The sequence below is a fragment of the Luteococcus struthionis genome (genome assembly GCF_048595755.1).
Classification (GTDB): Bacteria; Actinomycetota; Actinomycetes; order Propionibacteriales; family Propionibacteriaceae; genus Luteococcus.
On record NZ_CP184360.1, the window covers coordinates 638,195 to 661,828 of the forward strand.

Sequence of the window (23,634 nt, forward strand, 5' to 3'; positions counted from 1 at the left end):
AGTAGCGTCCGCATCATGGACGCTCAGATCATTGCCAGATGGCAATTCGGGATCACAACCGTCTACCACTTCCTCTTCGTACCGCTGACGATTTCACTGTCGATGCTCGTCGCGGTGCTCCAGACCATTTGGTACAAGACGGGAAATGACAACTTCCTGAGACTCACCAAGTTCTTCGGAAAGTTGTTCCTGATCAACATTGCCGCCGGTGTCGTCACCGGCATCGTGCAGGAGTTCCAGTTCGGCATGAACTGGAGCGAGTACTCGCGCTTCGTCGGTGACGTCTTCGGCGCCCCGCTTGCGCTGGAGGCCCTGCTCGCCTTCTTCCTCGAGTCGACCTTCATCGGTCTGTGGATCTTCGGCTGGGACCGCCTGCCCAAGAAGCTCCACCTGCTCACCATCTACCTCACCGCCATCGGCACCATGCTCAGCGCGGTCTTCATCCTGGCCGCCAACAGCTGGATGCAGAACCCCGTCGGGGCGGTCTTCCGCAATGGCCGAGCGGAGCTCACCGACTTCGGTGCCCTGCTCACCAATCCGGTCTTCCTGGTCACCTTCCCGCACCAGCTCAGCGCCTCCTACATGGTGGGCGGCGGCCTGGTGGCAGGGCTCTCGGGCTGGCACCTCGCCCGGCTCCACAAGGCCCGCAAGGAGGCGCCCGAGGGTCAAGACCTGCACTACACCGGCACGTCGGTGAAGGCCGAGCACGTCGAGCGAGACATCACCACCTGGCGCTGGGCGGCCAAGTTCGGTGCCTGGGTGCTGCTGGTCGCCTCGCTCTTCGTGTGCCTGTCGGGTGACTTCCAGGGCAAGGTGATGACCCAGGTGCAGCCCATGAAGATGGCCGCCGCCGAGGCCCACTACGAGACCAGCGACAGCCCGGACTTCTCCGTGGTGACCATCGGCTCCATCGACGGCACCGAAGAGGTCTGGAGCCTCAAGATCCCCAAGCTGCTCAGCTTCCTGGCCCATGGCAACTTCGATTCCCAGGTGCAGGGCGTCAACGACCTGGTGGAGCAGTACGAGAAGGACGGGTTCATCCGCGACGACGGCACCCAGACCGAACTGCAGAAGCAGTACGCCGAGGTCCTCAAGACCGTCCCCGTGGAGGCCCGGCCCAATGTGATGGTGGCCTACTGGACCTTCCGCATCATGATGGGGCTCGGCTTCGCGGGCATGGGCATCGCGGCCTGGATCCTGTGGGTGCTGCGCAAGGGACGCAACCCGATGCCGGGCAGGCTGTGGATGACCGCCATGGTGGCCCTGCCGCTGCTGCCGGTCTTCGCCAACTCCTTCGGCTGGATCTTCACTGAGATGGGTCGCCAGCCCTGGATCGTCGCGGGTGTGATGCCCACCTGGACGGCGGTCTCCCCGTCGGTCAGCGCCGGCGAGGCACTGGCGACGATGCTGCTGTTCACATTGATCTACGGCGCGCTCGCCGTCGTCGAGGTGGGGCTGATCCTCAAGTGGAACCGGGCAGGTCTGCCCGAGGTGGAACCCGTCGAGATCGTGGAGGACGAGGATGCCCCCTTGTCCTTCGCGTACTGAGGAAGGTGACCTGCGTTGACTCCCCTGCATGCTGATCCGTCGACGATCCAGATCGTCTGGTTCGCACTGTCCGCCGTGCTGTGGCTGGGCTACTTCTTCCTGGAGGGCTTCGACTACGGCGTGGCGATGCTCTTCCCCATCCTGGGCCGCGACGAGGACGAGCGCCGCGTCATGATCAACACCATCGGCCCGGTGTGGGACGGCAACGAGGTGTGGCTGCTCACCGCCGGTGGCGCCATGTTCGCCGCCTTCCCGGGCTGGTACGCGACGCTGTTCAGCGGTCTCTACCTGCCGCTCTTCCTGGTGCTGGTGGGCCTGATCATCCGTGGCGTGGCCTTCGAGTACCGCGCCAAGCGCGAGGGCACCCAGTGGAAGCGCACGCTCGACTGGTGCGCCACCATCGGCTCCTTCCTGCCCTCGCTGGTCTTCGGAATTGGCTTCGCCAACTTTGTCAAGGGCATCCGGGTGGGTTCCGACGTCCTCATCGCGCAGGGCTTCTGGAGCCTGTTCAATCCCTTCGCGCTGCTGGGCGGAGCCCTGTTCGTCGCCCTCTTCCTCAGCCACGGCGCGGTCTTCATCGCGCTCAAGACCAAGGGCAACATCCGGACCAAGGCCAATCGCTTCGCCCTGAAGTCCACCTTGGTCACCGCGTTGTTGATGGCCGCCTTCGTCATCTGGCAGAACGTCGCCTGGCCTGCCGCCGAGACCTCCTGGATGGGCACCGCCGCAACGGCGATCTGCTGGGTCTTCGGGCTGATGGCCACGGCCTTCCTGTTCGTCAGCGGTGCGATGGTCAAGAAGGAGCGCGACGGCTGGGCCTTCGTCTTCACCGGCCTGTCGATCGCCTTCCTGGTGGTCAACATCTTCGTGAAGATGTACGGCAACCTGGGCTTCATCAGCCTCGATCCGGCCAATCCGCTCGACATGACCACGGCAGCCAGCTCGCCGTACACGCTGAAGATCATGACCATCGCCTCACTCCTGGCCGTCCCGGTGGTGGTGGGCTACCAGAGCTGGAGCTACTGGGTCTTCCGCAAGCGGTTGAGCACTGCCAACCTGCCGGCCACGCAATCCCACGCGGGCCTTGCGGAGCAGGGCGCAGGCTGACGCGACGTGGCAGGGCCCATCGACAGCCGCCTGGTGCGGCGCGGCAGGGCGACCAGGATCTTCCTGGTCGCCCTTGCCGTGGTGGGCCTGGTCCAGGCAGTCGCGCTGTGCCTGCAGGCTCGGCTGCTGGCCGATGCCATCAGTCACGTCTTCGCCCACCACGATCTGGTGGGCATGGCCGGGTGGGTGGCAGGGCTGGCCGCCGTCTTCACCCTGCGCGCCGGCCTGGGCTGGCTGAACCAGAGCCTGGCCCACCACGCCTCGGCCCAGGTCAAGGCAGACCTGCGACGTGACCTGGTGCGGGCCCGGCTGGCGCGACCGCAGGAAGGTTCGCTGAGCTCGTCGACCTTGGTGACGCTCACCACCCAGGGCCTCGACGCACTGGACGGCTACTACTCCAAATACCTGCCGCAGCTGGTGCTGGCGGTGATCGTGCCACTGGTGGTGGGCTCGGTGATCCTCAGCCAAGACCTGGCCAGCGCCATCATCATCGCGGTCACTCTGCCGTTGATCCCCATCTTCATGATTCTGATCGGCTGGACCACCCAGAAGCAGGTGGAACGTCGGTGGAAGGTGCAGACCCGGCTGGCCAACCACTTTGCCGATCTGGTGACCGGTCTGGCCACCTTGCAGGTCTTCGGCCGGGCACGCGGGCAGCGCGAGGGCCTGCGCCTCACCGAGGGCCGCAACCGCGACGAGACCATGAGGACGCTGCGCATCAGTTTCCTGAGCTCCTTCGCGCTGGAACTGCTTGCCACCTTGAGCGTCGCGGTGGTGGCGGTGACCGTGGGCTTTCGCGTGGTCTTCTACCAGATGGATCTGCAGACGGCCCTGTTCATCCTGGTGCTGGCCCCCGAGGCCTACCTACCCCTGCGCCAGGTGGGCACCCATTACCACGACGCCGCCGACGGGATGGCCGCAGCCGACCAGGCCCTGGGCTTCATCGAAGCCGCGCAGCTGTCCCCCGCCGCTGCCGGACCCGCCCGCGGCGCTGCCGAGGAGCCGGGTGCGGGAAGGCCGTCCCAGCCCGCCACCCCCACCATCGTCCTTGAGGACATCTGCCACCGCTGGCCGGGCGCGCAAGATCCAGTGCTCGACGGCGTCAGCCTCGCGCTCGCGCCGGGTGAGGTGGTGACGGTTCGCGGACCCTCGGGTGGCGGCAAGTCCACCCTGCTGTCCGTGGTGATGGGCTTCCTGCGCCCCGACCGGGGGCGGGTGTTGTCCGATGGCGTCGACGTGATGGCCGATCCGGTGACCTGGCGACGTCAGCTGGCCTGGGTGGCGCAGGAACCGGCGATGCCGGAGCCGACCATCGCAGCCAACATCGCGATGGGCGCCAGCTGCGCCACCGGCCCGCAGCAGTGGCGTGAGGTGCTCGACCTGGCCGGCGGTGCCGATCTGGAACTAGAGCGTCGAGTGGGCGACGACGCGGAGGGCCTGTCCTCGGGCGAGCGACGCCGCGTCGCGATTGCCAGGGCCCTGCTTCGGATCCACCACGACGGCGCCCGGGTGCTGGTGATGGACGAGCCGACCGCCGGTCTGGACGCCGACGCGGAGGCTGCCGTGATCGACTCCGTACGGGCCAGTGGCGCCAGTGTGCTGGTGGTCAGCCATCGCCCGGCGGTGCTGTCGGCCGCAGACCGGGTACTCACCCTTGCCCCGCAGGGGCGCCCATGACACGCACCCGGGGGGCACACACCGCGCTGGTGCTGCAGATGCTCGATGCCGTCCCGCACGGCAGGCGCAGGCTGTTCTGGTCGACGGTGCTGGCCACGCTCACCAGCGGCGCGTCGGTGGCCCTGATGGCCGTCTCGGCCTGGCTGCTGAGCCGGGCCGCGGAGCATCCCCCGGTGCTCTACCTGGAGGTGGCCGCCGTCGGGGTGCGTTTCTTCGGCATCGTGCGGGGCGTCTCCCGCTACGCCGAACGTCTGGTGGGTCACGACCTGGCGCTGCGTATGCAGGGCGCCTTGCGGGTGCGCGCCTATGACCACCTCAGCGGCACCACGCTGCTGGGCCGCAATCGGGGTGACCTGCTCACCCGCGTGGTGGCCGACGTCGAGGCCATCATGGACGTGGTGGTCCGCGTCGCGGTGCCCTTGCTCTCCGCCTCGCTGGTGATGCTGGGCACCTCGATCGCGATGGCCTTCTTCAGCCCCGCCTCGGCCGCGGTGCTGCTGGGCACCGCCCTGGTGGCCGGCCTGGTGCTGCCGTGGCTCACCCAGCGCGTGAGCCGCAGCGCCGACGAGCACGCGGTCTGGGCCCGCGCCGAGTTGGCCGCGGTGGTCGACCAGATCTCACGCAGCGCGGTCGACCTGGTGGCCTATGGCCGGCAGGAGGAGGTGCTGGCTCGCCAGGAGGTGCTGCAGGAGCAGTTGGAGGCCGCGGATCGTCGCGCTGCGTGGACCCGAGGTCTGGGCACCGCGGGGCAGGTCCTGGCCGCCGGCGTGGCCGTGACCGCGGCGCTGTGGATCGGTGGCCGAGCGGTGGTCGATGGCCAACTGCTGGGACGCAACCTGGCGGTTCTGGTGCTCACTCCGCTGGCCCTGCACGAGGTGCTGTCCACCTTCACCCAGGCCGCCCAGACCTGGACCCGGGCGCGCACCTCGATCACGCGGGTGGCGACGCTGCTGCAGACCCCGCAGGTGGGCCGCGGCGACCGGCCCAGCAGCGAACCCGTCAGCCGCGCCGGTCTGGAACTGCACGGGGTGACCATTGGTTGGCCGGACGGGGAGCCGCTGGTGCAGGGGCTGGACCTTCGGCTGGAGCCCGGTCAGCGCCTGGCCGTCACGGGCCCCTCGGGAGTGGGAAAGACGACGCTGGCCGCCACCATCATGGGCTTGATCCCACCGCTGGCCGGCCACATCACCACCCGCGGCCAGGTTTCATACCTGGCACAGGATGCGCACGTCTTCGCGACGACGCTGGCCGAGAATGTGCGGATCGGCAACAAGGACGCCACCGACGAGCAAGTGGCCGACGCACTTCGTCGCGCCGGGTTGTCACTCGACCCGCTGCGCGTGGTGGGTGAACAAGGAGCCACGCTCAGCGGTGGCGAGGTGCGCCGGCTCGCACTGGCCCGGCTGCTGGTGCAGCAGTCCCCCGGTACCGGAGCACAGCTGTACCTGCTGGACGAGCCCACCGAGCACCTTGACCGTGGCACTGCCGATGCCCTGATGGACGACCTGTGGCGGGCCGTGGGCACTGATCCGGCCGTGGTGGTGACCCATGACCCTGCCGTGGTGGCGCAGTGCACCCATCGGCTGACCCTCACCCGCCCCGAGGGTGGGAACAACCACACCCCGAAGGGTGATCATCCGGGTGACACGGTAGGCGCCTCCGGCTAGCCTGAACACACGGTGGCCGCGGGGGCGGTCATTCCGCGAAGTGCCGACTGCGCGGCATGCATGCGCAGCACTGAATCCGGGGGGAGTTCAGATGGCGGAGGCGAGCGCATCGTCGATGGACGGTGACCTGCCCATGGCCGAGCCGCCCCCCAAGCGCCTGATGAGCAGCCTGGACCGGTTGCTGCGTGCCCGCATCGCGGTCGTCTCCGGGCCGGCAGGCCATGGCAAGCGGACCCTGGTGCGCTCCTGGCTGGCCGCGCACCCTGAGGTCGAGGCGCGCTGGCTCACCTCGCCGGACGAGCTCGGCGCCGTGGAGGAACAGGCGCACCCCATCGGCGAGAAGCTGCTGGCTCTTGTGGTGGCCGAGCGGTCGCTGCTCCAGGATTCCGGCTTGGTGGCGCGCTTGCTGGAGCTGGCAGAACGCCTCCCTCGCCTCCGGCTGGTCTTCGTCGGCCGGACCCGTCCCGATGCCCCGTTGGGTTCCCTGGCCGCGCGCGGCCTGCTGGTGGACATCTCCGGAGAGACGCTGACCCTCACGCGCCAGGAGATGGCGGCCTTGCTGCACGAACACAACCCCCAGCTGCCACCCGAGCGGCTCGACCGGATCATGGCCCGCACCCGCGGTTGGCCGGCCGTGGCACGAATACTGGCGGCGGAACCCCTCACCTGGGCGCACACCAGCAAGGTCTCGAAACTCACCGGCAGTTATCTGGAGGCCGAGGTGCTCTCCGGGCTCTCCCCCGACGACATCGACTTCCTGCAACAGGTGTGCCCGCTGCCAACCGTCGACCCACCAGCGGCGGCGTGGATGACCGGCCGCGGTGACGCCGCCGCCCAGCTCACCCGGCTCCAGGCCCTGGGGGTGCCGATCCACTGGGACGATGCCAACACCATCAGCCTGAACCCGATGCTGCGCGACCACCTGCGCCGTCGGCTGGCCGAGGAGCAACCGGACCGCAGCACCCAGCTGACCGAGCGCGCCGCCCTGTGGCTGCGCAATCGCGAACGCCGGATCGAGGCGATCGAATTGGCCATGGGCGCTGGCCTCCCGGAGCTGGCATGGATGATCGCGGGCGAATTCCTCACCGTGCACACCAACCGCCCCGAGCTGGCCGAGGCGCTGCCCACGCTGAATGCGGTGCTGCCTCCCGGGTGGGGCCTGGACATCTCCCAGAGCGTGCCCCGCGGCCTGTCCGCCCCACGCCCCCTGGTGGCCCAGATGGAGGCCATGCGCACCCAGATGGCCCGGCTGGACAACAACACGGCGCGCTTCGGCCACGTGGCCCTCACGCTGGGGATGGCCCGCCGGCTCGGCTACCCCGCCACCATCGACGTCTCGACCGCACTGCAGATCTCACGCGAGGCGGCCAGCCGGGAGGTGCACGAGTACGACCTGGCCCTGCTCTCTGCGGTCCACACCGAGCACGGACTGTGGTTGCTGCACCAAGGCAGGATCGACGAGGCCGCCCAGTCGCTGCTGCACGGGCTGGGCCTCGCCCGGGTGGTGAAGGTGCCCTGGGTGGTCGTCACCACCTTGTCGACGCTGGCCTGGATCCACGCCGACCGGGGCGAGGTGGCCGAGGCCCGGCAACTGGCCGAGGAGGCCCTGGAGGCGGCATCGGGCACGACCTTCGTCACCGATTCCCTCGACGAGTTCGCGGTGCTGGCAATGGCCTTGACGGCAATCGACACCGGCGACCTGCCGGCAGCCCGGGACTGGCTGGAGATGCTGGCCGCCCGGACTGACAGGCTGGCCGAGAACGATGCGCTGCGCACCCATGTGCGCGCCATGTACGAGGTGGCCGACGACAGTCCGGGGGCTGCCCGTCGGCTGGTGGAGGTCTACCTCGTCCAGCCAGGGCACTCCCCCACCCCGTGGCACGAGCTCTTGGTGCTGCTGGCCGGTTTCGACGCCGCGCTGGCCCAGAACGACGTGGGCGGTGCCGCGGCGATGCTCGGCCGGATCCGCGCCATCGACCACCCCTGCGCCACACGACGGGCGCCGGTGCTGCAGGCCAGGCTCTGGCTGGCCGAGGACAGGGCGGGTGATGCCTACGACCTGCTGGCGCCGCTCGTCGCGCCCGACGGGTCATCGTCGGAGCCTGCCAAGCTGACCCTGTACCGCCTGATGATCTTCGGCATGGCGGCCGACGACGCCCACCACGCCGACGAGGCGCTGTGCTGCTTCCAGCGCGCCGGGGTGCTGGCCGACCGCCTGGGCCTCAACACTTCCAATGCACGCCACACCCGCGTGGCGGCCGCTAGCCGCAGGGATATTCCCCTCACCGAGGCGGAACGGCAGGTGCTGCAGCGCCTGGAGAGCGGCAAGACCCTGGGGGAGACCGCCGAGGAATTGTTCATCTCGCTCAACACCCTCAAGACTCACCTGCGCCGCATCTACAAGAAGCTGGGCGTCTCCAGCCGCGAGGAGGCCATCGCGCGGGCCACGCTGATGGGCCTGCGCGGCTGATCCAGCTGAACACCTGCTTTGCTTCGGCACGAACCGTGGAAAACAACTACACGACGTCGTAGACTCGCCCAAAGTAACTCGACCCACAAGGACGTGGGAAAAGGGGAAGTCATGAAGGCTGTCCAGTACCGCAAGATCGGCTCCGCACCCGAGGTCGTCGAGGTGGAGGACCCCAAGGCACCACCAGGCGGAATGGTGCTGGAGGTCACCGCCTCCGGCCTGTGCCACTCCGACGAGTTCGTGATGTCGCTCGACGAGAAGACCTTCGCCACCTATGGCTATGACCTGCCCATGACCCTGGGCCACGAGACGGCAGGCCGCGTCGTGGAGCTCGGCGAGGGCACCACCGGCGTCGAGGTGGGCGACAACGTGCTGGTCTACGGCTGCTGGGGTTGTGGCGTGTGCGACATGTGCGCCCGCGGCAACGAGAACCACTGCCGTCGCGGCATGGTTTCGCCCGGCTTCGGCGCCCCCGGCGGCATGGCCGAGTACATCCCGGTGGACAGCGTGATGCACATCGTCCCGATCGGCGACCTGGACCCGATCAAGATGGCGCCCCTCAACGACGCTGGCCTCACTCCCTATGCCGCGATCAAGCGCAACCTGCACCGGTTGCGGGCCGGCGCCACCGCGGTGGTGATCGGCGCCGGCGGGCTGGGCCACGTCGCCATCCAGCTGCTGCGCAGAATGTCCGATGCCCAGGTGATCGCACTCGACCTGCCCGGCCCCAAGCTGGCCTTCGCCAAGGAGGTGGGCGCCCACCACGCGCTGGTCTCGGAGAAGGCGGCCGCGGAGCACGTCAAGGAACTGACCCAGGGCCACGGCGCCGACCTCGTGCTGGACTTCGTCGCCGGTGGCCCCACCCCGGAACTGGCGATCGCCTGCGGTGGCATGCAGTCGGCGGTGGTCTTCATCGGGGCCGGGGACGGCCATGCCAAGGTGGGCTTTGGCATCACCCCTTGGGAGATGTCGGTCTCCAACTCCTTGTGGGGCTCGCGTCTGGAGCTGATGGAGTTGGTCCAGATGGCGATGCGCCAGCCGTTGGAGATCCGCACCACACCCTTCCCCCTGGATCTGGCACCGATGGCCTACCGAATGCTCCACGAGCGCAAGATCGACGGCCGCGCCGTCTGCATCCCCTGAGGGCAGCCAACCACGAGGCGAGCACCACGAGGTGACCGTCCAGCATGGGGCCGGGTCCTAGACTCGGCCCCATGCTCGTTGCCTTCAGCGTTGCCCCTTCCGGAACCGGCCCCAAGGGTCGAGAGAATGCCGATGCGTCCGTGCACGACGCGGTTGCGGCCGCCGTGCGCGTGGTGCGTGAATCCGGCCTGCCCAACCGCACCGACTCGATGTTCACCACCATCGAGGGAGAGTGGGACGAGTGCATGGAGGTGGTGCGGCGCGCCACCGAGGCGGTGGGCGAGTACGGCAGCCGCGTCTCGCTGGTGCTCAAGGCCGACATCCGCCCGGGCCACACGGGCGAGCTCACCGGCAAGCTCGAGCGCCTGGAGCAGGCGCTGGAGCAGCAGGCGTGACGCCAGCCGATCGCCCCTCGACAAGCTCGGGGACCGAAAGGCCGAGCCCGGGGAACGAAGCTGCAGACTCGGGGACCGAAACGGCGGGCCCGGGGAACGAAATGGCGGACCCGCAAACCGAACAGCCGAGCCCGGGGACCGAAACGGTGGCCGAGCCTGTCGAGGCCCCCTCCTTCGAGATCAGGCCAGCGACCCCCGAGGATGCGCCCTTCATGGTGCAGTGCCACATCGAGTGCCTGGCCGAGACCTATGCGCACATCATGCCGCCTGCCTTCGCCCAGATGCGTCGCGACCGTTTCCGCCAGGAGGTGCAGGAGACGCTCGACGAACTCCTCGAGATGCAGCAGGCCCTGACGGCCGGGCGCGCGCCGATTCGCAGCCACTGGCTGGCGGTGGCCGACGACGGTCCCCTGGCGGGTGAGGTGCTGGGAGCGGTGGCCTCCGGGGAGGGCATGGCCCCGTGGGAGCGCGTGTACTTCTCCAATCCCGAACCGCCGGTGAGCTTCAACCTGGACCACCTCTACACCCGCGCCGTCGCCCATGGCTCGGGAATGGGCCAGGCACTGCTCGACGTCGCCTTGGCGGCCCCCTCGGGTGGTGGCCGCGCGGCATGGTTGTGGATCCTGCGCGACAATCCGCGCGCCGAGGCCTTCTACCGGCGCAATGGCTTCGTCCCCGACGGCCTCGAGGTGGGCTGCGGCCCCAGCTGGTTCGACCGTCCCATGTTCCGCATGTGGCGCCCGAGCCAGCCCTGAAGGCTGTCCTGTCACGCCTTTGTCACGGCCCCGCCCGGAGAAGTAGCCGTACCCGCCCCGCCACAGCTCGAATGGCGTGACTACTATCGCTGGTAGTGGACGCCGCGCGTCGCGTCCGACGTGGAGGGATTCAACATGAGCCAGCCAGCACCCAACCAGCCATCCGTCACCCCGGGGCTGCAGGCCCAGCCCGGCCGTGGTGACATCACCCAGGTTCCGGACCTGGCAGGTGCCTCCGGCCGCGTGGGGCCAGTGCGCACCCGAATGCCGGTCTACCTCGACATGTTGCCGCCGTGCAATGCGGGCTGCCCCGCCGGCGAGAACATCCAGGAGTGGCTGCGCCTGATCAAGCACGGCCAGACCGAGGCCGCCTGGCGTCAGCTGACCCGCGACAACCCCTTTCCCGCCATCCATGGCCGCGTCTGCTACCACCCCTGCGAGGCGGTGTGCAATCGCAAGGAGCTGGACGGCTCGGTGAGCATCCACTCGGTGGAGCGCTTCCTGGGCGACGAGGGCATCCTCAATGGCTGGCAGTTCGAGAAGCCCCGCCACCGCTCCGGCCACAAGGTGCTGGTGATCGGCGCCGGCCCCTCGGGCCTGAGCGCCGCCTACCACCTGACCCGCCTGGGCCACCAGGTGGAGATCCGTGACTCGGCGCCGCTGCCGGGCGGCATGATGCGCTACGGCATCCCCGAATACCGTCTGCCCCGCAATGTGCTGGACGCCGAGGTGGACCGCCTGGTGCAGATGGGCGTGAAGATCACCAACAACCACGTGGTGGAAGACCTGGAGACCGAGCAGCGCGAGGGCAACTTCGACGCCGTCTTCGTCGCCGTCGGCGCCCACCTGTCCAAGCGCGTCGACATCCCCAACCAGGACGCGGGCCGCATGGTGGATGCCGTCAGCTTCCTGCGCGACGTGGCCAGCGGCGAGCGGCCCGTGCTGGGCCGCAAGGTGGCGGTCTACGGCGCCGGTAACACCGCCATGGACGCGGCTCGCGTGGCGCGGCGCCTGGGTGCCGAGGAGTCGGTGATCGTCTACCGCCGCACCAAGGACCAGATGCCCGCCCATGCGGAGGAGGCCAGCGAGGCCGAGCGCGAGGGCGTCAAGATGAACTGGCTGCGCACCATCAGCTCGATGGACGAGGCCGACCTGACCGTCGAGATCATGGAGCTCGACGAGAACGGCAAGGCCCGCGGCACCGGCCGTTTCGAGAAGCTCGAGGCCGACACGGTGATCCTGGCGATCGGCCAGGAGTCCGACACCGCCTTCCTGCGCAACATTCCGGGCATGAGCTTCGACGGTGACGTCGTGAACGTCAATCCCGAGACCCTGATGACCGACGTGCCCGGCATCTTCGCCGGTGGTGACGCGGTGCCCAGCGAGCGCACCGTCACCGTCGGCGTGGGCCACGGCAAGAAGGCCGCCAAGCAGATTGACGCCTTCCTGAACAACGCCGTCCACCAGCGCAAGGTGAAGCATCCCATCGTCGGTTTCGACGACCTGCACCTGTGGTACTTCGGCGACGGCCACACCCGTCGCGAGCAGCCCGAGCTGGCCGTCGACGAGCGTGTCACCTTCGACGAGGTGGTGGGCGGCCTGGATGCCGACCAGGCCACCTTCGAGGCCAAGCGGTGCCTGAGCTGCGGCAACTGCTTCGAGTGCGACGGGTGTCTGGGCGCCTGCCCCGAGGATGCCGTCATCAAGCTCGGCAAGGGCCACCGCTACCGCTTCGACTACGAGAAGTGCACGGGTTGCGCCTCCTGTTACGACCAGTGCCCCGTGCACGCCATCGAGATGATTCCGGAGAACTGATGTCCGAGAAGCAGAAGTCCTACAAGCTCTTTCCCCAGGAGCCGGTACGCGACCAGCGCGCCGGCATCCACGGGGCCTTCGTCCCACCCATGCCGGAGAGCGTCACCGCTCCCTATGGCCAGCCGGGTGGGCATGACCCGTCGCCGGTGGAGCCCGGCGAGCGGCTGATCGTCGACGGCAACGAGGCCGCGGTCGACGTCGCCTACCGCCTCAACGAACTGTGCAGCATCTACCCCATCACCCCCAGCTCGACGATGGCCGAGCTGGCCGACGAGTGGGCCAGCCACGGCCGCACGAACATCTTCGGCCAGGTGCCCACCGTCATCGAGATGCAGTCCGAGGCGGGCGCGGCCGGCGCCATGCACGGCGCGCTGCAGGGCGGTGCCATGTGCACCACCTTCACCGCCAGCCAGGGCCTGCTGCTGATGATCCCGAACATGTACAAGATCGCCGGCGAGCTGACCAGCACGGTCTTCCACGTCGCCGCGCGGTCGCTGGCCACCCAGGGCCTGAGCATCTTCGGTGACCACCAGGACGTGATGGCGGTGCGCCAGACCGGCGTCGCGCTGCTCAGCTCCGCCAGCGTGCAGGAGGCTCACGACATGGCGCTGATCAGCCAGGTGGCCACCATGCACACCCGGCTGCCCTTCGTGCACTTCTTCGACGGCTTCCGCACCAGCCACGAGCTGAACACCCTGGAGCGACTGTCCGACGAGGTGCTGAAGGCGATGGTGCCCGAGACGCTGGTGCAGGAGCACCGGGCCCGGGCCCTCAGCCCGGCCAACCCCTTCATCCGCGGCACCGCCCAGAACCCGGACACCCACTTCCAGAGCCGCGAGACGGCCAACCCCTTCTACGTGTGGGCCCCCTCGGTGGTCCAGAAGGTGATGGACAACTTCGCCAAGCTCACCGGCCGCCAGTACCACCTGGTGGAGTACCACGGTGACCCCGAGGCCGATCGCGTCGTGGTGGTGATGGGCTCCGGCGCCGAGACCGTCGGGCAGACCGTCGACTACCTCAACCGGCAGGGCCAGAAGGTGGGCATGCTGCAGGTGCGGTTGTACCGTCCGCTGCCCACGGCACAGCTGCTGGCGGCCATCCCGGCCAGTGCCAAGCGCATCGCGGTGCTCGACCGCACCAAGGAGCCGGGCGCCAATGGCGAGCCGCTCTTCCAGGACGTCGTCACGGCGCTGGGCGAGGCAGTCAGCCGCGGCGATCGCAGCTCCATGCCGCTGGTCATCGGCGGCCGCTACGGCATCTCCTCCAAGGAGTTCACCCCGGGCATGGTGGCGGCGATCTTCGACGAGCTGCAGCTGGACAGCCCCCGCCCGCGCTTCACCGTCGGCATCAACGACGACGTGACCCACCTGAGCCTCGACTACGACGCCGAGCTCGACATCGAGGATCCCGCCACCGTGCGGGCCGTCTTCTACGGCCTGGGTTCCGACGGCACCGTCGGCGCCAACAAGAACACCATCAAGATCCTGGGTTCCGATCCGGAACGCTTCGCGCAGGGCTACTTCGTCTACGACTCGAAGAAGTCGGGTTCGCGCACGGTCAGCCACCTGCGTTTCGGCCCCAACCCGGTCAAGGCCCCCTACCTGGTGAGCAAGGCCAGCTTCATCGGCTGCCACCACTGGTCGATCCTGGAGCGCGTCGACGTGCTCGAGTTCGCCCGGCAGGGAACCACCCTGCTGATCAACTCGCCGTACCCGACCGAGGAGGTCTGGGACAAGCTGCCCGAGCCGATGCAGAACAAGATCATCGAGCTGGGCATCGACGTGCACGTGGTGGACGCCAATGCGGTGGCCCGCAGCGCTGGCCTGGGTGGGCGCACCAACACGGTGCTGCAGACCGGTTTCTTCGCGATCTCCGGCGTCCTGCCCAAGGACGTGGCGATCGAGAAGATCAAGAAGGCGATCACCAAGACCTACTCCAAGAAGTCGATGGAGATCGTCGCCAAGAACCACAAGGCCGTCGACGCGGCGGTGGAGCACCTGCACCACCTGGAGATCCCCGGCCGGGTCACCTCGGAGCACGGCCTGCTCGCTCCGGTGCCGGACTTCGCGCCGAAGTTCGTGAAGAAGGTGACGGCCCCGATGCTGGCCGGCCGTGGCGACGACCTGCCGGTCTCGGCGCTGCCGGTGGACGGCTCCTACCCGTCGGGCACCACCAAGTACGAGAAGCGCAACATCAGCGACCTGATCGCGGTCTGGGATCCGGAGGCCTGCATCCAGTGCGGCAACTGCTCCTTCGTCTGCCCGCACGCCGTGCTGCGCGCCAAGTACTACGGCCCCGGTGAGCTGGAGGGCAAGCCCGACGGCTTCGAGACCGTCGAGCTGGACGCCGCCGGCCTGCCGGAGACGCACTACACCCTGCAGGTCTATGCCGAGGACTGCACCGGTTGTGGCCTGTGCGTCGAGGCGTGCCCGGTCAACCCGATCGGCCAGCCGCAGCGCAAGGCGATCAACCTGGAGACGGTGCTGGACCGCACCGAGCAGAAGCAGAATGTCGACTTCTTCGAGACCATCCCGATGAACGACCGGTCTCGCGTCGACTTCGGCACGGTGCGCGGCACCCAGTTCCTGGAGCCGTTGTTCGAGTTCTCGGGTGCCTGCTCGGGCTGTGGCGAGACGCCCTACCTGAAGTTGCTCACCCAGCTCTTCGGTGACCGTGCCAGTGTGGCGAATGCGACGGGCTGCTCGTCGATCTACGGCGGCAACCTGCCCACCACCCCGTGGGCCAAGAATGCCAAGGGTCGCGGCCCGGCCTGGTCGAACTCGCTCTTCGAGGACAATGCCGAGTTCGGCCTGGGCCTGCGGTTGGCGGCAGACCTGCAGACCAACCTGGCCCGTACCCGCTTGGAGCAGCTGCGCGAGCAGATCGGCGACGACGAGCTCGTCGATGGCCTGCTGAACGCCCCCCAGACTCTGGAGAGCCAGCTGAGCCTGCAGGCCGAGCGGCTGGACCGGCTGAACCAGAAGCTGGCCGGTATGAGTGGCCCCCTGGTCGACGACCTGAAGAGCGTCAGCGACCACCTGCTGCGTCGTTCGGTGTGGATCGTCGGCGGCGACGGCTGGGCCTACGACATCGGCTCGGGTGGCGTCGACCACGTGCTGGCCAGCGGACGCAATGTGAACGTGCTGGTGCTCGACACGGAGGTCTACTCCAACACCGGTGGGCAGAGCTCCAAGTCGACCCCGCTCGGCGCGGTGGCCAAGTTCGCCTCCGGCGGCAAGACCACCAACAAGAAGGACATGGCGCTGCAGGCCATCGCCTATGGCAATGTCTACGTAGCGCGGGTGGCGATGGGCGCCGATCCGCAGCAGACGCTGAAGGCCTTCCGTGAGGCGGAAGCCTACGACGGGCCGAGCCTGATCATCGCCTACAGCCACTGCATCGCCCACGGCATCGACATGCGCAAGGGCCTCGACCAGCAGTACAAGGCGGTCAACTCGGGCCATTGGCCGCTGATGCGCTACAACCCGGTGGTGCGGGAGGACGGCGGGAACCCCTTCCTGCTCGACTCCCCGCGTCCGAGGCTGACGTTGAAGGACTACCACTCCAACGAATTGCGCTTCAAGATGCTGGTCAATGCCGATCCTGCCGAGGCCGAGCGCCTGTTGGGCCTGGCCCAGCAGCAGGTGGAGCGTCGCTGGTTGGAATACGAACGGATGGCGACCCGCTCGGCCGACGAGTTTGCCGCCGACGCACGAAAGGATTCCTGACATGGCAGAGATCAACGAGGCCCTGCGGGCAGCGATGGCTTCGGCCGCGGCCAAGTCGGCGGCAGGTTCCAATGCCACCGACCAGCTGCGCCCCGGCGTCGTGCCGATCCATGAGCAGGGCGGCGGCACCGTCACCGAGCCGCCGGCTCACCGCCCCGCCGTGCAGATGGACCTGACCACCCAGTACGTCGGCCTGGAGCTGCGCAGCCCGGTGGTGGCTTCGGCTGGTCCGCTCTCGCAGACCGTCGACGGCATGAAGGCGCTGGCCGACGGTGGCGTGGGAGCGGTGGTGATGTACTCGCTGTTCGAGGAGCAGCTGCGCCACGAGGCGGCCCGGGTCGAGGCCATGACCGAGCTGCACGAGGAGAGCTTCTCCGAGGCGATGAGCTACTTCCCCACCCAGGCAGCCAACACCGGCGGCATCACCGATCGCTACCTGGAGCTCCTGGAGCAGGGCGCCGAGGCGCTCGACATTCCGTTGATCGCCTCGGTCAACGGTGCGACGCACGGTGGTTGGGTGGACGTGGCCCGGCGGATGCAGGATGCCGGCGCCGCGGCCATCGAGCTCAACGTCTACCTGGTGCCCGGCGAGGTGTCGGTGGCCGGCGCCGAGATCGAGGAACGCCACCTGGAGATCCTGCAGGGCGTCAAGGATGCCGTGAAGGTGCCGGTGGCGATGAAGCTGTCGCCCTACTTCAGCTCCTTCGGCCACACCGCGGTGCGGCTGAGCGAGGCGGGCGCCGACGGCCTGGTGCTGTTCAACCGCTTCCTGCAGCCCGACGTCGACATCGAGAAGCTCGAGGTGGTCCCCGGGCTGGAGCTCTCGCAGCCCAGCGAGGCCCGGTTGCCCCGCACCTGGATCGCGGCACTTCGGGGACGGGTGAGCTCGTCCCTGGCCGCCACCACCGGCGTGGAGACCTCCGACGACGTCGTGAAGTACATCCTGGCCGGCGCCGACGTGGTCATGACCACCTCTGCCCTGGTGCGCCACGGCGCCGGTTATGCCCAGCAGCTCAATGACGGTCTGGCCGGCTGGCTGGCCCGCAAGGAGATGACGCTGGAGCAGGCCCGTGGTCTGTTGGCGGTTCCCGCCGACGTGCAGGCCGATGTGTACGAGCGTGCCGGCTACCTGGCCGCGCTGGAGCGTGCGAAGGCCATCTACGGGCACTGATCCCGATCCACGACAAGGGTCCCCGCTGCAGCTGCAGCGGGGACCCTTGTCGTGCTGGACGGGTGGTTGTGGTCGTCAGTGCGCCATCGGCCGGAAGGCCCGCAGACGCAGACTGTTCAGCACGACGAAGACCGAGCTGAAGGCCATCGCCACGCCCGCGAACATCGGGTTCATGTAGCCAGCGGCGGCGAAGGGGATCGCCACCACGTTGTAGAAGAAGGCCCAGAACAGGTTCGACTTGATGGTCGCCAGGGTGCGGCGGCTGAGCCGGATCGCGTCGACGGCCAGCAGCAGGTCGGAGCGCATCAGGGTGATGTCACTGGCATTGATCGCTGCGTCGGTGCCCGATCCCATGGCGATGCCCAGATCGGCCTGGGTGAGTGCCGCGGCGTCGTTGACGCCGTCGCCCACCATGGCCACCTGGCCGTCCTGTTGGGCCTTCCTGACCACCTCCACCTTGTCGGAGGGCAGTACGCCGGCGTGCACCTCGTCGATCTGCAGACCGTCGGCCATCGCCCGGGCGGCACGCTCGTTGTCTCCGGTCAGCATGACGGTGCGCAGCCCCAACTTCTTGAAGTGGGCGATCGCCTGCTTGCTGGTGGGCTTGATCGTGTCGCTCACCGCGATGGCGCCCAGCGCCCGGCCGCCGTGGGCCACCAGGATGACGGTGCGCCCCAGCTGTCCGCCCTCCTCGACGGCGTGCAGCAGGTTCTGGGGCACCTCGATGCCGTGTTCCTGCAGCATCGCCGCATTGCCGGCCAGCGCCTGGGCGCCGGCCACCGTGCCGCGCACACCGCGGCCGGGGATGTTCTCGAAGCCGGTGACGGTCTCGGTCGACCCGGCATGCCGATGGATGGCCTGGGCGATGGGATGTTCGGAGGGCTGCTCGACGGCACCCGCCACCCGCAGCAGGTGCTCCTCCTCCACCCCGTCGGCCAGCGTCAGCCCGGCCACGCTCATCTCACCGGTGGTGATGGTGCCGGTCTTGTCCATGATCACTGTGCCCACCCGACGGGCGCTCTCCAAGACCTGGGCGCCACGAATCACGATGCCGAGCTGGGCACCGCGGCCGGTGCCGGCCAGCAGGGCGACGGGCGTGGCCAGCCCCAGCGCGCAGGGGCAGGCGATGATCAACACGGCCACCGCCGCGGAGAAGGCGAAGGCGATTCCGGTGCCGTAGAGGCGCCAGCCCACCAGGGTGGCGAAGGCGATCACCAGCACGATCGGCACGAAGACGCCCGAGATCTTGTCGGCCAGGCGCTGGGCCTGGGCCTTGCCGGTCTGCGCCGCCTCCACCAGTCGGCTGATCTGGGCCAGCTGGGTCTCGCTGCCCACCGCGGTGGCACGCACCAGCAGGCGGCCCGTGGTGTTGACCGTCGCGCCGATCACCTCGTCGCCCTCGGTCACGTCCACCGGCACCGATTCGCCGGTGATCATCGAGTTGTCCACGGAGCTGGCGCCCTCGACGACCACGCCGTCGGTGGCCACCTTCTCTCCCGGACGCACGACGAAGACGTCACCCTGCTTGAGCTGCTCGATGGGCTGCATCACCTCGACGCCGTCGCGGATCACGCAGACCTCCTTGGCGCCCATCTCCAGCAGGGAACGCAGGGCCGCGCCGGCCTCCTGGCGGCTGCGCGCCTCGATCCAGCGTCCCAACAGCAGGAAGCTGATGATGACCACGGCGCTCTCGAAGTAGATGTTGCCGGCGGGTGACATGTGCCCCAGGTGCAGCTCGAAGGAGTGCTTGTAGGGGATGTAGCCGGCATAGCTGAAGAACAGCGAATAGACGCTCCAGAAGTAGGAGGCCAAGGTGCCCAGGCTCACCAGGGTGTCCATGGTGGCGGTGCCGTGCTTGGCGTTCACCCACGCGGCCTTGTGGAAGGGCCAGCCGCTCCAGAAGACGACGGGGGTGGCCAGGATCCAGCTGAACCACTGCCAGCCCGGGATCTGCATCACGGGCACCATCGCCATCAGCACGATCGGCACCGACCAGATGAAGGCCCGGATGGTGCGCATCTTGAGGTCGCGCGCATGGTCGACGGGGACCGCGTCGGGCTCGGGCACGGAGGCGCCATAGCCGGCCTTCTCGACGACCTCGATCAGGTTGGGGACGGTGACCTCGGGCGGCGCCAGCAGGTGCACCCGTTCGGTCGCGTAGTTGACGCTGGCCTGCACGCCGTCGACCTTGTTGAGTTTCTTCTCGATCCTGGCGGCACAGGACGCGCACGTCATGCCTTGCAGGTCGAGCTCGATCGACTGACGTTGGTCGCGCACGGCTTCCTTCGTCGGTGCTGACGTGCTCATCCACTACCTCTCAAATGTTCTCGTGTTTTCCCGGCGGGTACCCGGGGATGAAGAGCGGTGCCCCTCGGCCATGCGCTGGTGCAGCGCGTGACCGAGGGAAGGCTCGCTCAGGCCTTGGCGACGGTGTAGTCATCGCCGGCTTCGGCCACGGCCTCCTGGATCTTGGCGAAGTCGATCTCGCTGTCGCTGGTGACGGCCATGGTGCCGCCCTCGAGCTGCACGTCGACGGCCTGCACGCCGTCGAGGGCGCTGACCTCCTCGGTGACGTGGTTGACGCAGTGACCGCAGGTCATGCCGGTGACGGTGTAATTGGTGATCACGGTTTCTCCTTGTGGTGCGGGATTGGTGCGATGGGTGTCGATCTTGCGGAGGCGGCGCAGCGGGATGCGTTGCCCCTTCCGCGTGGAGTCAGCTGCGCACCAGTCGGGCGATCGCTCGGCTGGCTTCCTGGATCTTGAGGTCTGCCTCGTCCCCACCCTGTTGCGCCGCGTGCAGCACGCAGTGGTTCAGGTGCTCGTCCAGCAACCCGAGCGCCACCGACTCCAGCGCACTGGTCATGGCCGAGATCTGGGTGAGGATGTCGATGCAGTACTTCTCCTCGTCCACCATCTTCTGCAGGCCACGAGCCTGCCCCTCGATCCGCTTGAGGCGGTTGAGATAGTTGGCCTTGTTCTCGATGTAGCCGTGATGGTGTTCCTGCTCCATGAGCTCTACTGTACCCCCCTTGGGTATGACACCCAAGTCCGCCCCCTCGCGAGAGTCGGGCAGCGACGACCCTTCGTCGCCTTGACCTCTCACCCGGCATGACTTTCACGCAGAATCCCCAAGCCAGCGCCGATTGATCTTCCACCATCCACAACCCTCTGTGGATAACTCCAGTGGACAACTTCACCCCGCCACCGAGAATCCTTGCCCACCACGGATGCCCAGCCACCATCCGTTCACCTTCGCAACCCCCGGGAATTTGTCGACTTGAGCCCAAGTTTCCTGTACCCGCTAGTCAACGCCACTTATGCCGACATGCAGAGTGAGAGTTCTCACGTTCAACCAGCGTTCTCCACAGCGCCACCCGCGGCAGTCCACATCCATCTACATCCTGTCCACACCACCTGTGGACAAGTCCGTGGATGACTCGTTGGACGCCCACCATTGGGGTGGCTAGGTTGGAGCGCGGCAGGGCTCTCGCCCAGGCCAGTCCAGGAGGGGAACATGAGCGAGTCGTCGGCGCCGGATGGCGCGAGCAGTCCGATCGACCGCACGCCCCCACAGGATCTGGCCGCTGAACAGAGCGTCCTGGGCGCCATGCTGATGAGCAAGGACGCCATCGCCGACGTCGTCGAGGTGCTCAAGGGGCGCGACTTCTATCGCCCCGCCCACGAACTCATCTACGAGGCCATCCTCGACCTCTACGGGCGCGGCGAGCCCGCCGATCCCGTGACCGTCGCCGACGAGCTCGGCAAGCGCGGCGAGATCTCCAAGGTGGGCGGCCACGTCTACCTGGCCGACCTCTTGGCCAGCGTCTCGATTGCCGCCAATGCCGGTTACTACGCCGAGATCGTGCGCGACAAGGCGGTGCTGCGGCGCCTGGTGGAGGCGTCGATCAAGATCGCGCAGATGGGCTACCAGGGGCAGGGCGACGTCACCGACATCGTCGACGCGGCCCAGCAGACCATCTACGAGGTCAGCGAGGGCAAGACCTCCGACGACTACAAGCCGCTGAGCGTGCTCATCGAGCCCGCGATCGACGAGATCGAGTCCATCGCCAACCGTGGCGGGGAGATGAGCGGCGTTCCGACCGGCTTCGCCGAGCTCGACGACCTCACCAACGGCCTCCATGCCGGCCAGATGATCATCATCGCCGCGCGACCCGCCGTGGGAAAGTCCACCCTCGCCTTGGACTTCGCGCGAGCTGCGGCCATCAAGCACAAGCTGACAACGGCCTTCTTCTCGCTCGAGATGAGCCAGACCGAGATCGTGATGCGTCTGCTCTCGGCCGAGGCGCAGGTGCCGCTGAACCACATCCGCGGCGGCAAGATGACCGAGGAGGACTGGAGCAGGGTGGTGCGCAAGACCGCGCAGGTCTCCGAGGCGCCCTTCTACATCGACGACTCGCCCAACCTGACCATGATGGAGATCCGCGCCAAGGCCCGTCGCCTGAAGCAGCGCCACGACCTGAAGCTCGTGATCATCGACTACATGCAGCTGATGACCTCGGGCAAGAAGGTGGAGAGCCGCCAGCTGGAGGTCTCCGAGTTCAGCCGCCAGATCAAGCTGCTGGCCAAGGAGCTCCAGATCCCCGTGATCGCGCTCTCCCAGCTGAACCGTGGCCCCGAGCAGCGCACCGACAAGAAGCCGATGCTCTCCGACCTTCGCGAGTCGGGTTGCCTGACGGCCTCCACCCGGGTTCTCAGGGCGGACACGGGTGCCGAGATCACCATGGGCGAGTTGCTCGACTCCGGCGCGACGAACATTCCGGTGTGGTCCCTCGACGAGAACCATCGGTTGGTTGCCGCCCCCATGACGCACGCCTTCCCCAGCGGGACCAAGCCGGTCTTCCGGTTGACGATGACGTCGGGTCGTGTGATCGAGGCGACGGCGAACCACCCCTTCCTGACGTGGGACGGGTGGATGCCGTTGGGAGAGCTCGCGCCCGGAACGCGCCTTGCCACACCTCGGCTCTCACCCGAACCGCTGGAGCCAGCAACCATGGATGAGGACGAGCTCGTCCTACTGGCCCACCTGATCGGTGACGGTTCCTTCGTGAAGCGCCAGCCCATTCGCTACGCCTCGATCGACGAAGCCAATCTCCAAGCCGTCACGGACGCCGCGGCCCGGCGCTTTGGCGTCACAGGAGTTCGGGACGAGTATGCAGCGGCGCGCGTGACGACCCTGCGCCTCCCGGCCCCCTTCCGACTCACCCATGGCCGACGAAATCCCATCGCCGCCTGGTTGGATGATCTTGGGCTGTTCGGTCTGCGGAGCCACGAGAAGTTCGTTCCTTCTCAGGTCTTCCAGGCTCCGAACGTCCAGGTCGCCACATTCCTGCGGCATCTGTGGGCCACCGACGGGTCTGTGCGTTGGGATGAGAAGTCCGGTCAGGGCCGGATCTACTACGCCACCACGAGCCGACGACTCGCCGACGACATTGCTGGTCTGCTGCTCCGCTTCGGAATCGTCGCCCGTGTCAAGACGGCACGCAAGAGTGGTTACCGCGACGGTTACCACGTGATCATCAATGGGGTGCAACAGCAGAGGGTCTTCTGCGAACAGATCGGCGTCCACGGCACCCGTGGCGCCAAGTGCGACGAGGTCTACCTGGGATTGGCCAATGTGCGTGCCAATCCGAATCTCGACACAGTGCCCAAGGATGTCTGGGAACTCGTGCGTTGTGACCTGGCCGATCAGGGGATGACCCACCGTGCATTCGCAGAGGCAATGGGCATCCAGTTCTGTGGTTCGACGTTGTGGAAGCACGCTCCGAGCCGAGAGCGTCTGGGACGCGTAGCCACGCTCTTGGCAGACCCGGTTCTCGAACGGCATGCCACGAGCGATGTCTACTGGGACTCGATCAAGAGCATCGAGCCCTTGGGAGATCAGCCGGTCTACGACGCGACGGTCCTTGGGACGCACAACTTCATTGCCGACGGCATCGTTGTCCACAACAGCCTGGAGCAGGATGCCGACATGGTGATCCTGCTGCACCGCGACGACGTGTACGACAAGGAATCCAGCCGCGCCGGCGAGGCCGACCTGATCGTCGCCAAGCACCGAAACGGCCGCACCGACACCGTCGTGACCGCCTTCCAGGGCCACTACTCCCGCTTCGTGGACATGCAGCACTGACCGTGCCA

Annotated in this window: 14 protein-coding genes and 1 pseudogene; 12 read left to right on the plus strand and 3 right to left on the minus strand. The window is 67.8% G+C overall.

Annotation, left to right across the window (positions count from 1 at the left end):
* Positions 1-15: 15 nt before the first annotated feature.
* The 11 genes from ACOAMO_RS03055 to ACOAMO_RS03105 all read left to right on the plus strand — a co-directional run bounded on the left by ACOAMO_RS03055 (position 16) and on the right by ACOAMO_RS03105 (position 17,476).
* A complete protein-coding gene (locus ACOAMO_RS03055) occupies positions 16-1,548 on the plus strand; it encodes a cytochrome ubiquinol oxidase subunit I (protein WP_420176128.1) in 1,533 nt (510 codons plus the stop codon).
* A gap of 15 nt (positions 1,549-1,563) precedes the next feature.
* The gene (gene cydB / locus ACOAMO_RS03060) at positions 1,564-2,655 is read left to right on the plus strand and encodes a cytochrome d ubiquinol oxidase subunit II (RefSeq protein WP_420176129.1); all 1,092 of its coding nucleotides are present in this window, start codon (positions 1,564-1,566) and stop codon (positions 2,653-2,655) included.
* Between the two features lie 78 nt (positions 2,656-2,733).
* On the plus strand, positions 2,734-4,332 hold the full coding sequence (gene cydD / locus ACOAMO_RS03065) for a thiol reductant ABC exporter subunit CydD (RefSeq protein WP_420176956.1): 1,599 nt from the start codon (positions 2,734-2,736) through the stop codon (positions 4,330-4,332).
* Complete coding sequence (gene cydC / locus ACOAMO_RS03070) at positions 4,329-5,999, plus strand: thiol reductant ABC exporter subunit CydC (RefSeq protein ID WP_420176130.1); 1,671 nt, start codon at positions 4,329-4,331, stop codon at positions 5,997-5,999. Before cydD ends, cydC begins: the two co-directional genes overlap by 4 nt.
* A 91-nt stretch (positions 6,000-6,090) precedes the next feature.
* Complete coding sequence (locus tag ACOAMO_RS03075) at positions 6,091-8,469, plus strand: LuxR C-terminal-related transcriptional regulator (protein WP_420176131.1); 2,379 nt, start codon at positions 6,091-6,093, stop codon at positions 8,467-8,469.
* 111 nt (positions 8,470-8,580) lie between these two features.
* Positions 8,581-9,612, plus strand: a complete 1,032-nt coding sequence (locus ACOAMO_RS03080) for an NAD(P)-dependent alcohol dehydrogenase (protein WP_420176132.1) — start codon at positions 8,581-8,583, stop codon at positions 9,610-9,612.
* 71 nt (positions 9,613-9,683) lie between these two features.
* Complete coding sequence (locus ACOAMO_RS03085) at positions 9,684-10,007, plus strand: thiamine-binding protein (protein ID WP_420176133.1); 324 nt, start codon at positions 9,684-9,686, stop codon at positions 10,005-10,007.
* A 101-nt stretch (positions 10,008-10,108) separates the two neighbouring features.
* Entirely contained in the window at positions 10,109-10,762 is a 654-nt protein-coding gene (locus ACOAMO_RS03090; RefSeq protein WP_420176134.1) for a GNAT family N-acetyltransferase, read from the plus strand.
* 135 nt (positions 10,763-10,897) lie between these two features.
* Positions 10,898-12,577: an NAD(P)-binding protein gene (locus ACOAMO_RS03095; protein ID WP_420176135.1), complete on the plus strand. Its 1,680-nt coding sequence runs from the start codon at positions 10,898-10,900 to the stop codon at positions 12,575-12,577.
* Complete coding sequence (gene nifJ, locus ACOAMO_RS03100) at positions 12,577-16,305, plus strand: pyruvate:ferredoxin (flavodoxin) oxidoreductase (RefSeq protein ID WP_420176136.1); 3,729 nt, start codon at positions 12,577-12,579, stop codon at positions 16,303-16,305. The genes ACOAMO_RS03095 and nifJ overlap by 1 nt, the downstream gene beginning before the upstream one ends.
* Before the next feature lie 166 nt (positions 16,306-16,471).
* Positions 16,472-17,476 (plus strand): dihydroorotate dehydrogenase-like protein, encoded by a 1,005-nt coding sequence (locus tag ACOAMO_RS03105; RefSeq protein WP_420176957.1) that lies wholly within the window; start codon positions 16,472-16,474, stop codon positions 17,474-17,476.
* Between the two features lie 75 nt (positions 17,477-17,551).
* Here ACOAMO_RS03105 and ACOAMO_RS03110 read toward each other — a convergent pair whose 3' ends face one another.
* From ACOAMO_RS03110 to ACOAMO_RS03120, 3 genes and pseudogenes are all read right to left on the minus strand, one after another.
* On the minus strand, positions 17,552-19,783 hold the full coding sequence (locus ACOAMO_RS03110; RefSeq protein WP_420176137.1) for a heavy metal translocating P-type ATPase: 2,232 nt from the start codon (positions 19,781-19,783) through the stop codon (positions 17,552-17,554).
* 110 nt (positions 19,784-19,893) lie between these two features.
* A pseudogene (locus ACOAMO_RS03115) lies at positions 19,894-20,076 on the minus strand (heavy-metal-associated domain-containing protein); the annotation flags it as partial.
* A 115-nt stretch (positions 20,077-20,191) separates the two neighbouring features.
* Positions 20,192-20,488: a metal-sensitive transcriptional regulator gene (locus ACOAMO_RS03120; RefSeq protein ID WP_420176138.1), complete on the minus strand. Its 297-nt coding sequence runs from the start codon at positions 20,486-20,488 to the stop codon at positions 20,192-20,194.
* Positions 20,489-20,992: 504 nt separating this feature from the next.
* Here ACOAMO_RS03120 and ACOAMO_RS03125 point away from each other — a divergent pair.
* The gene (locus ACOAMO_RS03125) at positions 20,993-23,626 is read left to right on the plus strand and encodes a replicative DNA helicase (RefSeq protein WP_420176139.1); all 2,634 of its coding nucleotides are present in this window, start codon (positions 20,993-20,995) and stop codon (positions 23,624-23,626) included.
* Positions 23,627-23,634 lie beyond the last annotated feature (8 nt).

Bases quoted from the DNA above. Each gene is read 5' to 3' on its own strand.
- ACOAMO_RS03055 (WP_420176128.1), top strand. From the start codon at position 16: ATGGACGCTCAGATCATTGCCAGATGGCAATTCGGGATCACAACCGTC.
- cydC (WP_420176130.1), top strand. From the start codon at position 4,329: ATGACACGCACCCGGGGGGCACACACCGCGCTGGTGCTGCAGATGCTC.
- ACOAMO_RS03075 (WP_420176131.1), top strand. From the start codon at position 6,091: ATGGCGGAGGCGAGCGCATCGTCGATGGACGGTGACCTGCCCATGGCC.
- ACOAMO_RS03080 (WP_420176132.1), top strand. From the start codon at position 8,581: ATGAAGGCTGTCCAGTACCGCAAGATCGGCTCCGCACCCGAGGTCGTC.
- ACOAMO_RS03085 (WP_420176133.1), top strand. From the start codon at position 9,684: ATGCTCGTTGCCTTCAGCGTTGCCCCTTCCGGAACCGGCCCCAAGGGT.
- ACOAMO_RS03090 (WP_420176134.1), top strand. From the start codon at position 10,109: ATGGCGGACCCGCAAACCGAACAGCCGAGCCCGGGGACCGAAACGGTG.
- ACOAMO_RS03095 (WP_420176135.1), top strand. From the start codon at position 10,898: ATGAGCCAGCCAGCACCCAACCAGCCATCCGTCACCCCGGGGCTGCAG.
- nifJ (WP_420176136.1), top strand. From the start codon at position 12,577: ATGTCCGAGAAGCAGAAGTCCTACAAGCTCTTTCCCCAGGAGCCGGTA.
- ACOAMO_RS03105 (WP_420176957.1), top strand. From the start codon at position 16,472: ATGGACCTGACCACCCAGTACGTCGGCCTGGAGCTGCGCAGCCCGGTG.
- ACOAMO_RS03110 (WP_420176137.1), bottom strand. From the start codon at position 19,783: ATGAGCACGTCAGCACCGACGAAGGAAGCCGTGCGCGACCAACGTCAG.
- ACOAMO_RS03120 (WP_420176138.1), bottom strand. From the start codon at position 20,488: ATGGAGCAGGAACACCATCACGGCTACATCGAGAACAAGGCCAACTAT.
- ACOAMO_RS03125 (WP_420176139.1), top strand. From the start codon at position 20,993: ATGAGCGAGTCGTCGGCGCCGGATGGCGCGAGCAGTCCGATCGACCGC.